Origin of the sequence: Photorhabdus sp. S10-54 (genome assembly GCF_963878145.1) — a bacterium.
Taxonomy (GTDB): Bacteria; Pseudomonadota; Gammaproteobacteria; order Enterobacterales; family Enterobacteriaceae; genus Photorhabdus; species Photorhabdus kayaii.
Genome location: NZ_CAWNXG010000031.1, coordinates 43621 through 57693, shown reverse-complemented (window position 1 = coordinate 57693; position 14073 = coordinate 43621). Strand labels below are relative to the sequence as shown.

12 protein-coding genes and 1 pseudogene are annotated in these 14073 nt (G+C 36.9%); 3 read left to right on the top strand and 10 right to left on the bottom strand.

Going from position 1 to position 14073, the window contains the following annotated elements:
- The first annotated feature begins 54 nt into the window (after positions 1 to 54).
- The 3 genes from AACQ83_RS16270 to AACQ83_RS16260 are packed head-to-tail and all read left to right on the top strand — an operon-like array spanning position 55 to position 1721.
- Complete coding sequence (locus tag AACQ83_RS16270) at positions 55 to 318, top strand: hypothetical protein (protein ID WP_112878668.1); 264 nt, start codon at positions 55 to 57, stop codon at positions 316 to 318.
- Between the two features lie 4 nt (positions 319 to 322).
- Positions 323 to 541 (top strand): hypothetical protein, encoded by a 219-nt coding sequence (locus tag AACQ83_RS16265; protein WP_112878667.1) that lies wholly within the window; start codon positions 323 to 325, stop codon positions 539 to 541.
- A gap of 1 nt (position 542) precedes the next feature.
- A complete protein-coding gene (locus tag AACQ83_RS16260) occupies positions 543 to 1721 on the top strand; it encodes a tyrosine-type recombinase/integrase (RefSeq protein ID WP_112878666.1) in 1179 nt (392 codons plus the stop codon).
- Positions 1722 to 2293: 572 nt separating this feature from the next.
- On the opposite strand, the gene AACQ83_RS16255 is transcribed toward AACQ83_RS16260, so the two are convergent.
- From AACQ83_RS16255 to AACQ83_RS16210, 10 genes and pseudogenes are all read right to left on the bottom strand, one after another.
- Positions 2294 to 3376, bottom strand: a complete 1083-nt coding sequence (locus AACQ83_RS16255) for a tail fiber protein (RefSeq protein WP_112878664.1) — start codon at positions 3374 to 3376, stop codon at positions 2294 to 2296.
- A gap of 1137 nt (positions 3377 to 4513) precedes the next feature.
- Positions 4514 to 4858 (bottom strand): annotated as a pseudogene (locus tag AACQ83_RS16250) (BRO-N domain-containing protein); the annotation flags it as partial.
- A gap of 217 nt (positions 4859 to 5075) precedes the next feature.
- Positions 5076 to 5738, bottom strand: coding sequence for a DUF4431 domain-containing protein (locus AACQ83_RS16245; protein ID WP_112878662.1), 663 nt, complete (start codon positions 5736 to 5738; stop codon positions 5076 to 5078).
- 539 nt (positions 5739 to 6277) lie between these two features.
- Positions 6278 to 6700, bottom strand: coding sequence for a tail fiber assembly protein (locus tag AACQ83_RS16240; RefSeq protein WP_112878661.1), 423 nt, complete (start codon positions 6698 to 6700; stop codon positions 6278 to 6280).
- A gap of 2 nt (positions 6701 to 6702) precedes the next feature.
- Positions 6703 to 7290 (bottom strand): gp53-like domain-containing protein, encoded by a 588-nt coding sequence (locus AACQ83_RS16235; protein ID WP_112878660.1) that lies wholly within the window; start codon positions 7288 to 7290, stop codon positions 6703 to 6705.
- A 254-nt stretch (positions 7291 to 7544) separates the two neighbouring features.
- Positions 7545 to 8960 carry a tail fiber assembly protein gene (locus AACQ83_RS16230; protein ID WP_112878659.1) on the bottom strand — a complete coding sequence of 472 codons (1416 nt, stop codon included), beginning with the start codon at positions 8958 to 8960 and terminating at the stop codon, positions 7545 to 7547.
- A gap of 81 nt (positions 8961 to 9041) precedes the next feature.
- Positions 9042 to 10526, bottom strand: coding sequence for a pyocin knob domain-containing protein (locus AACQ83_RS16225; protein ID WP_112878658.1), 1485 nt, complete (start codon positions 10524 to 10526; stop codon positions 9042 to 9044).
- Positions 10527 to 10966: 440 nt separating this feature from the next.
- Positions 10967 to 11518 carry a tail fiber assembly protein gene (locus AACQ83_RS16220; RefSeq protein ID WP_112878657.1) on the bottom strand — a complete coding sequence of 184 codons (552 nt, stop codon included), beginning with the start codon at positions 11516 to 11518 and terminating at the stop codon, positions 10967 to 10969.
- Positions 11519 to 11522: 4 nt separating this feature from the next.
- The gene (locus AACQ83_RS16215) at positions 11523 to 12437 is read right to left on the bottom strand and encodes a tail fiber protein (protein ID WP_112878656.1); all 915 of its coding nucleotides are present in this window, start codon (positions 12435 to 12437) and stop codon (positions 11523 to 11525) included.
- A gap of 468 nt (positions 12438 to 12905) precedes the next feature.
- A complete protein-coding gene (locus AACQ83_RS16210) occupies positions 12906 to 13739 on the bottom strand; it encodes a gp53-like domain-containing protein (RefSeq protein WP_240000834.1) in 834 nt (277 codons plus the stop codon).
- Between the last annotated feature and the right edge of the window lie 334 nt (positions 13740 to 14073).

Below are 14073 nucleotides of genomic sequence, written 5' to 3'. Positions count from 1 at the left end.
ATTCAGCGCTAAGTCAGTGTTGTCTTATTATGTGAGAAATATAAGGAAAGAAATATGAAGATATATTTAGGAAAATACGCTATCACTTATAGCAGGAACCGATATTATTTAAATATAAGGCAGGTATGGACTCATGGGCCACATAAAGGGAAAGAAAGGCTAGTCAACTTCGCTCAATATACAACAATTTCAGAATTAACAAACAGAATATTGATGCTTGATGTCAATCGTGCTGATATTAAAACGCTGCAACAACTCAGTGATAGAGTTGAATTGATTGCTAAGGAGTTTGCAGGCAAATTAAAAGGGGCTATGTAAGATTATGATTAATAATACTAAATTAATGAAAGCTAGCGCGTGGGGAAGGCGTGAGTTTGAGAAAGATTCGGTTCCAGACAATAGAACAATTAAACACTGGATAGAGATGGGTAAATTAAAAGGAAAAATTATTGATGGCTCAATCTGGGTTAATTCATCTGAGAGATGGGGTGTTGAATCTTCTATTTCTTCTCGTGTTAGCCAGTTAATTAGGGATTCATAAAATGGCATCAAGACCAAGAAAAAGGGAGTTTAGGCACTTACCTGATTTTCTTTATTACGATAAATCTGTTAATGAATACCGATTGACTCTCGTTAATGGAAAAAGGAAGTGTGTTGGTAGCGACAAGGCTGTCGCTATTGCCATAGCGAGAGAATATAACAATATAATGAGGCCGGAATCATCTATATCCGTCAATTTACTAGTTAAAGAATCGGGCGGTAAATATGGAGAATCTCTTCCCTTTCATCATCATATTGACAATCTTTTCTCCCGCATTGTTAAAGATGAAAATCCGTCTGATAATACCCTGGCGGACTGGCGAAATGACATAGAACGAATGAAGACGTTTTTTACTGATATACCGGCGTCAGAAATATCACTGGAACACGTTAATAATTATATCAAATATTATCATAATGATGCGTCAGCAAACGTTCAAAATAGAAAAGTCTCTTTCTTAAAAAAAGTATTCAGCTACGCAATGGATGAATCATTAATGCTCGACAACCCGGCAGAACGTAAGAAAATGAAACGTACTGATAAAAAGAAACGTCGCAGGCTTTCATTTGATGATTTCATGCTTATACGTAATGCAGCAGAACCCTGGTTAAGAACAGCAATGGATCTGGCATTACAAACAACTCAGGCGAGACTGGAGGTCGGTCGCATACGATACAATATCAAATCCCCGCAAGAAGGTGTTTGTGGTTGCGTATGGCATCAAGAACCACAAAAGGGTATTTATGGAACACTCTATATTCACAGGCAAAAAGTCCACGACAAAGAAGCGTCACATGTTGCTATTCCTATCGGAGAAAAGCTAAAACAGATTATCGATGATAGCCGAGATTCCGTTGCTAGCCCGTATGTTGTCCATAGGCTACCGAAAAGAATGCCGCGCAAAATCAGCGCAGAAGTTCAACATCCCACCCAAGTAGCCCCAGATTATCTGAGTAGAGCCTTTTCAGACTTAAGAGATAAAGTAGGCGTAGCAGCCCATTTATCCATTGAACAAAAACCCACATTTCATGAAATCCGTGCATTAGCAGCCCATTTGTTCGATCAATTAGGTATAGATCCCCAGGCTCGAATGGCACATACCGATGCTAAATCCACAAAAATTTATACTCAAAATCATGTCGATTGGGTTGAGGTTCCTCATGCAGAAATAGCCGTCTGATGCGTGGAAAAACTCGACTTAACTTATTGATGTATATAATGCAGATTTTGCAGATTATGCACTGTTTGCATTCACAGTCAAAACCCTCTAAACCCGCACCATACAAGGCTTTGAACCAAATAATACTGTCGTCATGGGGTGTCGGGGGTCGTAGGTTCAAATCCTATCATGCCGACCAAATTTCCCTAGAAAAACCAACCTCTTATGGTTGGTTTTTTTATGGCTGGGATTTGGTTGGGGAAAAACTGGGGAAAAACCCAATCCTATATCTGGCATTTACAGCCATTAGTAAATCATCCCCCTCATCTAAAAACATTAAATTACTTAATATTTAATCAAAAAATACTTATATACCCAATGGATTTCAAGATGCATCGCGACGGCAAGGGAGCGAATCCCCGGGAGCATAGATAACTATGTGACCGGGGTGAGTGAGTGCAGCCAACAAAGAGGCAACTTGAAAGATGACGGGTATAAATCGTATACAACGACATACTGTAAATCAGTCATAAACATAAAGTCGGTTAGCCCAGCCTTTACTTCCAGTTCTAAAGAATATTTCTATTTTGTTATTATGCTGCTCTCACTATGTAGTTAAACGCGACATTGCGAGGTCTGGTTTCTGATCCCATGACACCAGGGGAATTAACTATACCTTCATAGTCCGATCCATCGTTTGTATGGTACCAGAAGTTATCCCTGTCCATTGCACCTGTATTTCCAGAGTGATTTTTTTGATTTGTAGCCCCAAAAATCCCAAAACCATCATAGTTGACAGACTCTCCCCAAGCAGTCATATGTTTGTGATATTCTGTCATACACCTCTGGTTACTGTTGAGCTTGCGATCTTTATCAACTCCTCGGCCATCATCCCAACCACGAATAAACTCTCCTCTTAAATCTGGTAAATTACCATCAGGATAGGCCTTCGCTAATTCTGGAAATTTCGACTTATCAAAGGCAGCACCGTTACATTGCAGCCACCCAGTTGGCGGTATGGCAGTCGGCCAAGGCATAGGAACACCTACAGGAATATTATTAACTGCATTGATCAGATTATTCACTTCTGCCTTGGTATATGTATCTATATCCCCCGCATTAAAATTGATATCCCCAGTCAACGCTTTCCCGTTCACTTTCCGGCTACTCGGTACCGCATTATTTGCCTTTTGCACCGTTTCCAATAAGCTGAGGTTTTTCACAAAAGCATTTTTATCGGGAATGTCTGCGCCGTTTTGATTTTTGGCTAGTTTACTATTAGCGTTATCATTTACATCAGTAACTAACTTCTGAGTGGCTGCCAGTGTATTGCGGTTACCTGTTACATCTGTAAGCTGAGTAATACCTTTTTGTGTTAATGAGGCACCGGGAATGCCTGCTGTAATTTTTTGTTCTAACGCTTTATCTAATTGTGCGGTGAGCTTAGCTATATTCCCATCATCCAGAACATCATTACCAGATTGTGTCGCAATAAAATCAGCCACGACAGATGATATCGTTGATGATTGACGTAATACTTTGTTTAATAAATAAGTAGGAGCATCATTTGGTGGAAATCCAGTCAGCAAATCCTTACTTTCTTCATATCTTTCTTGACTCACTACATTCGCATTATTATTAATAGAAAAAGCCTTAAAATCATTCTTAGGATTCATATACTTTCTCCTTAAATTAAATAATATTCTTTTATAATCAATATATTAAATTATTGTAAAAATAATCCCCTTGCAATTCACACAAATTAAAGTCTAGTTCAGAAAAATAATAATATAGTATTCTTATTACTTATTAAGGTTAAATATTTTTGTATCATTATCAGCAATAAGCATCCCAATATTTTAGGATCGAAAATATACATCTGGAAATTATTTATACCCTATGGATTTCAAGATGCATCGCGACGGCAAGGGAGTGAATCCCTGGGAGCATAGATAACTATGTGACCGGGGTGAGCGAGTGCAGCCAACAAAGAGGCAACTTGAAAGATGACGGGTATAGTTATTATTCCTTCTATATATTCCTACAATTCTCCCTACTTAACGTTCCATACTAAATCTTTACCCTAACACCTAATTTACCGTGTTCAAGAATATCACAATCTCATCAATGCACTTGAGTCTCCAATTCTGAAAATATAGGTAGATATAAGTGCTGACAATGAAGTATCTATAAAGGAATGATCTCCCATACCAATTTATAGCAACTCATACATGGGGCTACATTAATGAAAAAGTAATTTAATACTCAAAAAATCCCCTTTTATGTGGTTTACTGCGATCCTGTGCATATACAAAAATATAACCCCATTTCTCAGGGCTATATTTTTTTAATTGATTCTGATCTGTCAAAGAGATTTATTGTTTACTATAAGCCAAGTTTTGAGTGAGAACCAAGACGGACAAGGCGCAATGTTCTTGCATCGTTTTTTTAATGAACCAATATCAAGTCAGACTTAACATGGCAACCGCGAAAATCCTTCCAATCCCCAGTAAAGAACATGATCGCAATATTTCGGTTCCAACAAACTATCAAAAGCTAACACCAACAGTTTCAATGGGTTACAGAGTTAAGCCATCCTTGGCTTAGAGCTACCATTGGTTAGGCAAGCTGAGAAATTTCTCCCTATGGATAATTAAATAGCCTGCTCTCTGAGCAAGCTCCATAAATGTATCAAAGGTTAAGACCTTCTCATCAGAATGTAATATCTTTTGACTGGCTACGGTTCCATTTTCTACTGTCATTAAGATTCGTCCATTAAATGATAAACCAGAAATCATCGAACTGTGATCACTTCCCGCCTTACGAATTGCCGGTAATACTTCACCAGTTACCCACTTGCGGAACTGATGAGGAACAGATCCTTGCTTAATTGCATCACGACGACGAAGTACTAAGGTATACATTCCTGATTCGCTAACAACATTAATATCATCCTGATGCCCTATATTAAACACAGACCACTCATCATCATCTAATCTTTCAATAGATTGCATGATATTTTGAATTTCCAGAGCAGAGCAAACATCGTGAGCAACAAACCACGGCTCACCATCTTTATTGATCACGCGGATTTCATGAGACCCGAATTTGAATATAGTGAAATTACTCTCAGAATTAATTTTAGCTAATGTGCTCATGTAGTCACCTCGCTAGAGTCTTGATATTTTCAGTCACAAGAATTTGCTCACAAATGCTCTTTGAACCATTACCTTTGACAACAACTATAATTTTACGTTCAAGTAAACCTCGCTGAAGTTTACCTTGATAACCAATCCAATTCTTTATTACCCGATGGACGATAGAGCCACTTCTTAGCTATTGTTCAGCAAAATACCTGCGTTAATTACTTCCAAATTATTTAGCAGCTTCAATTCGTTGGGTTTCAAGCATTATCGGTGTATGGTGATGTCCAGTAACCGCGTACATAATGGTTCCGGTTACGCGCACACGGTGTCCGATAAGGCTTCGATACACGGTATAAAACTCATCCTTAACCACCAGTTGCATAAGACTACGATCCCCAAATTCTGGTGCCCCTGTAGCGCATTTTATTGCCTTATCCGGTTGCAATACCCAATAAGTCTCAGGGCTATCCCCGTTTTCCACGCTTTCGTAATTTGGTGGGCCGGGATAGGTAATCCTTAACAATGTGCCATCAAGCGTAATTTTTTGCCTTTCTTTATAGCAGTTCTTCTCTGTTGCTTTATCTGCGGCAATCTTTCTGTACATTTCAGATGACCGATGATACCAGTCTTGAAGACATTCAACTGCCACGCATTTTTCGCGAAGTTCCCAATTCTGTTTTACCAGAGCTTTAAAATCCGCATTGTTGTCTGTAGCCAGTTTGGCCTGAAGGTAATTAATATATAGGTTGTCATCAGCTTGGGATAATGCCGGGGTCGAGCAGATTAATTTTTCAGCCTTACTGGTGGCTTTTGCGCAATCAAAGCTCGCACCGAATGATAGGAATGACACACCATACAGTATTAATGCCAAAAAACCTATTAGTGTTCTCATACACTACTCCTATTGGTGATTTTTCAGCATTATTCTAAATACATTAAAGTTAAAATTACAACCTGAATTTTTTCTAATTTGCAATTCCCTCATCAGGAGACTAATTATGTTTTCAACTCTTGATTTCCTCGAAGTCATCAGGGAATATTCAGCCCGATGCTACACAACTGTGAATAATCTGAGCACATCTATTTAGCCCCGCGCTGCGGAATTGGATAAGTTCTTCAAGCATCGCTAATTCGATATTGAGATTAAAAAATCCGAGTCCTGTTAAATACAGAACTCAGACTTTAATAGCAGCTTGACTTAAAACATCCCGTTTTTGGTATCAATTAGAGATAAGAAGTGTTTACTTTTGCACTGTTCAATATCCTGTTACAAACCAAAACGAAAAGATTTTTATCGAGTAAGTTCAATAATCAAACTCTGTTACAAGCAATTATCTTGCAACAATATTATGTGCTAATTTCAAGTCAGATTTATTACTCAATGTTAACAAAACCATTATAAGAATAATCTGTTTATTCAGGTCAATGTCATTATTTTGGCTGTTCCGGCCATTCAATATCGGCAGCCTGTGAAGTATCAATCCTGTTCAACATTACTCTATACTTCTTCCATACCAACAGAGCCGCTTCCTCTTCTTTAGTCGCAATTCCTAAATCAACAGCATCTTGTAATGGTGCTATCTGCTGGCTAGCTTCCACAATAAATTGTTGTTTTTTACTTTCAATATATTGCTGCAACTCTTCTTTTGTTGGTGGAGGAATATCGGCCCATTCCGGTAAACCATTTTGACCTGCTATACGATACTTTCCTTCTGGTACATTATTCGCAGCGTATTCTTGATAAATATCAATACTAACTTCCATAATATCATCAGGCAGTGAACCAGAAGCAATATAATTTTGTTTCAATTCTATTGGGTAGAATGCATTTGTCTTTGCACTATAAAAATACATAATTAATATCCTATCGCCAAATATCTCACTAAATTATTTGATAGTTCGTGTATAGAATTTCTGCACGTCACAATAAATTGACTTGCAGAAATAGGCATAGCAGCAACCCCAGATCCATAATTACCAAAATCAGGATATGTTGCAACAATCTGAAAACAAGCATTAGGAAATGGGATGGTGAAATTTCTGTAATCATTTATATTCATAGAGCCGCTTGCTTGCCCCCATTGAATAATTATTCCCGTATCACCACATTTCCACCAACCGTTTACAACCTTATTAGCAGTATTTACATTAAGATTACAACATTTCGCAATTTTTTGTTCTAACACGTTTTTTAATTGTGCGGTAATTTTGGTTACATTGCCATCATCCACAACATCAGTGCCAGATTCTGTCGCAATAAAATCAGCTACAGCAGATGATATGGTTGATGCTTGACGTAATATCTTATTTAATACGTGATTAGGAATATACTGATTGTCTGGAAACCCAACCAACAAATTCGGATATGTTTCATAGCTTTGTTGACTGGGCACATTAGCGTTACCACTGATAGCAAAAGCTTTAAAATCATTTTTGGCACTCATATACATCTCCTTAAATTAAATGACATTATTTCATAATAAACAGATTGAATTATTAATAAAGATGATCTTTCATAATTCACATCAATAATAATTTAGCTTAGAAAAAGAATAACGAAATATTTTTATCACTAAAAGGGATAACTGTTTTCATATAATTAGCAACAATAAACAAGCCGATATATACCCCTCTGGCACGAAAAATAAGTCCATCATTCCACAATCCTACATAATCTGTTTATTCAGATCATTTTTCATTATTCCGGCTGATCCGGCCATTCAATATCTGGAGCCTGTAAAACATCAACTTTGCTCAACATTACTCTATATTTCTTCCATTCCAATAGAACTGCTTTTTCTGCTTCGGAAGCAACGTCCAAATCAACAGCGTCTTGTAGTGGCGCGACAAGATTGTTAACTTTAGTCAATAACTGAGACTTATCATATTCTGCTTGCTGTATTAACTCCTCTTTGGTTGCAGCATAAATACTATCAGATCCTACTGCCGTATTCTCCCCAACAACCTTGTCAGAAGGTTTATTCAACGAATTATATTCTTGCGCCCAAGGCGTCCACGGACTATCGTGAAATTGGCTACGTGTATATACCCGACTGCTGTTATAAACAAAATAACGCTGAATAACGCCTGCCGCTTTCAACACAATAAGCGAACCAGCGAACGGCTCAGGGTAATTCGCGCCATTTTTAGCATGAGCATTATATTCTTGATAATAAATCCCTGGAGTTTTATAACTATTTAAATCCGCGTTATCACCTAAATTAATCGACTGCCCGGCGAAGATATCTTGAGAAGTAATATTGATATCCGCAGCCAAAGCTTTTCCATTAATCTTGCGGAGCCCTGTGATATATCGAGAATCAGACTCTGCTTTTGCATACGCTCCAACCTCTCCTGCAGTAGGTCTATTCAGTGTGTTATATTCTCTCGTCCAAGGCGTCCATGGGCTTTCATGAAATTGACTACGTGTATATACCCGACTGCTGTTATAGACAAAATAACGTTGAACAACCCCGGCCGCTTTCAACACAACCAGCGAACCAGCGAACGGCTCAGGGTAATTATTACCATTTTTGGCATGAGCATTATACTCTTGGTGATAAATCCCCGGTATTTTATAATTATCCAAATTCGCATTGTCACCTAAATTATGCGCCTGTCCAGCAAGGATATCCTGAGAAGTAATATTAATATCCTCAGTTAATACTTTCCCATTAACTTTTCGGACATTTGGTATTCTGGTATTAATACTTTCACGTAATGAATTTATTATTTCCTGAGCCAATTTTTGCGTAACCGCTAATGTATCACTGTTGCCCACTACATCGGTAAGCTGAACAACACCTTTTCGTGTTAATGAGGCATTTGGAACTTCTGTTGTAATTTTTTGTTCTAAGGCTCTATTTAGTTGATCGGTAAGTTTAGCTATATTACCATCATCCAAAATATCATTTCCAGATTGTGTCGCGATAAAATTAGCTACCACAGATGATATTGTTGATGATTGACGTAATACCTTATTTAATAAATTAACAGGAATATTATCTGGTGGAAATCCAATCTGTAAGCTCTGGTTTTCTTCATACTTTACTTGACTCACTACATTAGCATTATCACTAATAGAAAAAGCCTTAAAATCATTTTTGGCACTCATATACAATCCTCAAATTGAATAATATTATTTTGAGAGGAAATTCAAAAATAAAAACATCTATTTTGCATTGTAAATTACATATCAATATCCTATTGCAAACCAAAACGCAGAGCTTTCAGTCTCGTATGCCCAATAACTAAATCCTGTTACAGACAATTGTCTTGCAACAACATTATATGATGACTCTAGGTTAGATTTATCACCTAATGTCAACGAAACATTTACACAAGCATTAGGAAACTGAATAGGAAAATTAACTGGTGTATCATATGCTGCCCAGTTCAAAGTTCCCCACTGATAAATCACCCCTGTATCCCCACATTTCCACCAACCATTTACTGATTTCAAAGCTGTATTTTTATTTCCTTTAGCATTAACCAAGTTATCTACTTCTGCTTTTGTATACCCGCTAATAACCTTGTCAGCAGGTTTATTCAACGAGTTATATTCTTGCGCCCAAGGCGTCCACGGATTATCGTGAAATTGGCTACGCGTATATACTCTACTGCTGTTGTAAACAAAATAACGTTGAATAACGCCTGCCGCTTTCAACACAATAAGCGAACCAGAAAGCGCTTCAGGGTAATTAACGCCATTTTTAGCATGAGCATTATAATCCTGATAATAAATTCCTGGTGTTTTACAGTGATCTAAATTTACATTATCACCTAAACTAATTGCCTGCCCATTCAAAATATCCTGAGAAGTAATAGTGACATCCGTAACTAAAGATTTTCCATTCACCCTGCGAATTCCCGCAATATATCGAGAATCAGATTCTATTTTTGTATATGCACCAATCTCATCAGCAGTCGGTTTATTCAGCGTATTATATTCTCTAGTCCAAGGTGTCCACGGATTATCATGAAACTGACTACGTGTATATACTCGACTACTATTATAGACAAAATAACGTTGAACGGTCCCTGCCGATTTCAATACAACAAGGGCGCCGGCGAGGAATTCAGGATAATTAAGGCCATTTTTGGCATGAGCATCATACTCTTGATGATAAATTCCCGGTGTTTTATAGCTATTTAAATCTGCCTTATCACCTAAACTAATCGCCTGCCCACCCAAAATATCCTGAGAAGTAATAGTGATATCCTCAGACAATGATTTTCCATTAATTTTTCGGTTATTGGATACCTTAGCATTAATACTTTCACGCAATGAATTTACTATTTCCTGAGCAAGCTTTTGCGTAACAGCTAATGTGTCACTATCGCCCAGCACATTAGTAAGCTGAACAACGCCCTTTTGTGCTAATGAGGCATTTGGAACTTCTGTTGTGATTTTTTGTTTTAAAGCCTTATTTAATTGCTCGGTAAGTTTAGCTACATCGCCATCATCCAGAACATCACCGCCAGATTGTGTCGCAATAAAATTAGCCACGACAGATGCGATTGTTGACGATTGACGTAATACTTTGTTTAGCAGATTACTCGTAATATTATCTGGTGGAAACCCAACCTGCAAATTCTGATCTTTCTCATATTTCTCTTGACTCACTACATTAGCATTATTACTAATAGAAAAAGCCTTAAAATCATTCTTAGTACTCATATACACCCCTTAGATTAAATAGCATCATCTATACCCGTCATCTTTCAAGTTGCCTTTTTGTTGGCTGCACTCACTCACCCCGGTCACATCGTTATCTATGCTCCCGGGGATTCGCTCCCTTGCCGTCGCGATCCATCTTGAAATCCATAGGGTATATAATCAATATATTGAATTATTATTAAAGTAATCATTCATAATTTAAAGCAGCCATAGTTTAATTCATAAAAATAATAATAAAACGTTCTTCTAACTTAGAAGAATAATTATTTTTATATCATTAGCGGTAAGAAAAACCCCAACAGCTTTCATCTGTAAATATATTCAAGTCATTCATATTCAATATATAAATTATTTCAATCCGTCATTACTTATTTTTATATTTCAACTTCAGACCAAATAAAACCACAGTATAAATGGCCTGTTTATTCAGGCCATTTTCGTTATTTTGGCTGTTCTGGCCATTCGATATTGGGAGCCTGTGAAGTATCTATCCTGTTCAGCATGACTCTGTATTTCTTCCATGTTAATAAAGCATCTTTTTCAGCTTCTGTAGCAATATCTAAATCAACAGCATCTTGCAGTGGTGTTATCTTCTTATTTACAATGAATAAAAGTTGTTGTCTCTTATTTTCTGCGTCATTAATGACGACTTGCTGAATATCATTTTTCCATCTTTCTTCATCATCTTTCGAAATTGACCATTCTCCATTCCACCTATGATATTGCGACGGCCTTGACTGTTCTGTAAAACCATCAGGAATAATGACTTCTCTATTTTCCTGTGATTGCCCTGATTCAATATCATAAATCATGATTCCTTTTTTATTTTCAACGAGTTCCCATTGTCCTGACTTTTCACACGGCCAAAATCCATCTTTAAATAGTGGTTGTATTCGTAAAGCATTCACTGGAGGTTCACTATCCAGATTAGCATCAACCGCGCCAATAAATGGCCGATGTAGTTTAGTATTATCAAAATAATAATTTATCATTGCCTTATACTCCCAAATAAATTATAGGTATCATACTGACGTTTAGTGGGCGATTTTCATCTGCCGTCGGTACTACTTGTGATGCATCAAAAGTTGCATATGAGAATATCGAATATTGATCAGGCACATTCTTATGATGAGCACTTGCATTATTACTTGCTTTAACGCCATAAAATGCTCTGCTGACACGAGAAAATAGTCCAGTCGCCCACCATCCTACATCACCTTGAATATTTCTAATCGCATCTTCCTGTATAACACCAGGCTGCAAACCAGCACGCATAAATACTCCGCGCCCATTAAAAAACAGATTAGGGAGGTTTATATTTCCATCACTCTTTTTAATTCTCCATACCTTCTTATATTCCACTGGTAAACTATTTAACACCCTACCGACATTTGAATCAATCGCGTAAACATCACCGTTTGCAATGTACTCACCTTTAGCCAGAGCTGATGCCGGATATGCAGATAAATAAATATTTCCCGGTCTATTAGATGTTCTACTATTGATTTCTTCAAACAATGAATTGACTATTTCCTTAACTAACTTTTGCGTAACAGCCAATGTATCGCTATCACCAATTACATCGGTAAGTTGAACAACACCTTTTTGTGTTAATGAAGCATTAGGAATTTCTGTTGTGATTTTTTGTTTTAAAGCCTTATTTAATTGATCAGCAAGTTTGTCTACATTACCATCATCCAGAACATCATCGTCAGATTGTGTCGCAATGAAACTAGCTACAACAGATGATATGGTTGACGATTGACGTAATACTTTATTTAGTAAATGAGTGGGAACATCATTTGGTGGAAACCCAGCCTGCAAACTCTGATCTTTCTCATATTTATCTTGACTCACTACATTAGCATTATTACTAATAGAAAAAGCCTTAAAATCATTATTAGTACTCATATACACCCCTTAGATTAAATAGCATCATCTATACCCATCATCTTTCAAGTTGCCTCTTTGTTGGCTGCACTCGCTCACCCCGGTCACATAGTTTGCTATGCTCCCGGGGATTCCCTCCCTTGCCGTCGCGATGCATCTTGAAATCAATAGGATATATAATAAATATATTGAATTATTATTAAAGTAATCATTAATAATTTAAAGCAGCCATAGTTTAATTCATAAAAATAATAATAAAATGTTCTTCTAACTTAGAAGAATAATTATTTTTACATCATTAGCGGCAAGAAAAAAACCAACAAATTTCAACTGTAAATATATTCGATTCATTCATATTCAACATATAAATTGTTTCAATACGTCATTACTTATTTTTATATTTAAACTCCAGAACAAATAAAACCACAGTATAAATGGCCTGTTTATTCAGGCCATTTTCGTTATTTTGGCTGTTCCGGCCATTCGATATTAGTATCCAATAGCAATCCAATGGACCGCTCGTGCCCGGTAATCAGTGTTTAGCGCACCAATAGTTGTTGCTGTAAAAGATACCGGTGTAATATTACCAACTTCAACAAAACAACGATCGAAGATCGAAGACGAAGGTTTTCTTCTACCGTCAGTTGTCGCAACCACAGTTGTACATGCATTAGGAAAGCTAATAGGAAAGTTAGCCAAATAATTATCATTACCTAGTAAAATACCCCACTGATAAATTATTCCTGTATCACCACATTTCCACCAGCCATTTGCAGATTTTAAGGCTGTATTTTTATTGCTATATCGAGCATCAGATTCAGATTTAGTATAACTTCCCACATCCCCAGAATTCAGGCTAATATCATTCGACAGCACTTTCCCATTCACTTTGCGGCTATTAGGTACTCTGGTATTAATATCTTCACGTAATGAATTTACTATTTCCTGAGCAAGCTTTTGTGTCACTGCCAATATGTCACTATTGCCAACGACATCAGTAAGCTGAACAACACCTGATTGGGTTAATGAAGCACTGGGAATTTCTGTTGTGATCTTTTGTTTTAATGCCTTATTTAATTGCTCAGCAAGTTTGACTATATCACCATTATCCATAACATCATCGCCAGATTGTGTCGCAATGAAATTAGCCACAACAGATGATATGGTTGACGATTGACGTAATACCTTATTTAATATGTGAGGCGTCATAGAATATGGTGGAAACCCAGTTTGCAACTCCGTGCTCCCTTCATATTCTTGCTGATTTATTACATTAGCATTACTATTAGTAGAAAAAGCTTTAAAATCATTTTTAGGACTCATATACACTCCTTGAATTGAATAATATTATCTCATAAGAAAAATATTAAATTATTGTAAACGTGACTTTTATCAATTCATTGCAACAATAATCCAACGCGTAAAAATAATAATAAAAACGTAAAGTTAATAAACCCTTTAAGCACAGTTTTGTCTTGCCAGATTTGTATCAAACTGGTAGGTCGCTTGATTTCAACTGTTCAGCTATATGTTCTATCCTTCCTCATGTAACAACTGATGAGTTATACAATTAATGTAAAATCTTAAAGATAACTGTCAGCCATACTGCTCAGTATCTTCCTCTGCAAGATACGCTCACTTCATCACCTAAAACATC